We start from the raw sequence: 393 nt of genomic DNA, 5'->3' as shown, positions 1-393 counted from the left end.
CGTTGACCCACAGACCTGGCTCGCAGATGTCCTCGCCAAGCTACCGGCAACCACACCGTCACGCCTGCCGGATCTCCTGCCCTGGAACTGGAAAACCAAATAGCCACGGCCTAGACCGGAGGCTTACGACGCGCCGAACGGTCATGCAATTGAGCTGTTTGGGGAGCTGGGTGCGATTTTGTCGTTGTGTGACGGGGGTTTGGGTCCGTTTGGACCTCGAATGCAAAAGGCCCACGCGGGTAGCGTGGGCAATTGGCAAGTAACTATGGTTGCGGGGGCAGGATTTGAACCTGCGGCCTTCAGGTTATGAGCCTGACGAGCTACCGGGCTGCTCCACCCCGCGACGGTTTTGTTCCAGGATCGGTGGGGTTGTGGATCGGATAGAGAGTTATC

The 393-nt window shown here is 59.0% G+C and carries 1 protein-coding gene and 1 tRNA gene; one reads left to right on the top strand and one right to left on the bottom strand.

Translation table 11 applies throughout. The features are described 5' to 3' along the window. Positions 1-103, top strand: a 103-nt coding sequence (locus tag GV832_RS21780; RefSeq protein ID WP_168776771.1) for a transposase domain-containing protein, incomplete at its 5' end; no start/stop codon positions are given. Between the two features lie 163 nt (positions 104-266). On the opposite strand, the gene GV832_RS21775 is transcribed toward GV832_RS21780, so the two are convergent. Next, positions 267-343 (bottom strand) — tRNA-Met (locus GV832_RS21775). Positions 344-393: the final 50 nt, after the last annotated feature.

This window comes from Stagnihabitans tardus, assembly GCF_009925085.1.
GTDB classification, from domain to species: domain Bacteria; phylum Pseudomonadota; class Alphaproteobacteria; order Rhodobacterales; family Rhodobacteraceae; genus Stagnihabitans; species Stagnihabitans tardus.
Note: the sequence above shows the minus strand (reverse complement) of the source record. Positions and strands in the feature narration are given on the sequence as shown.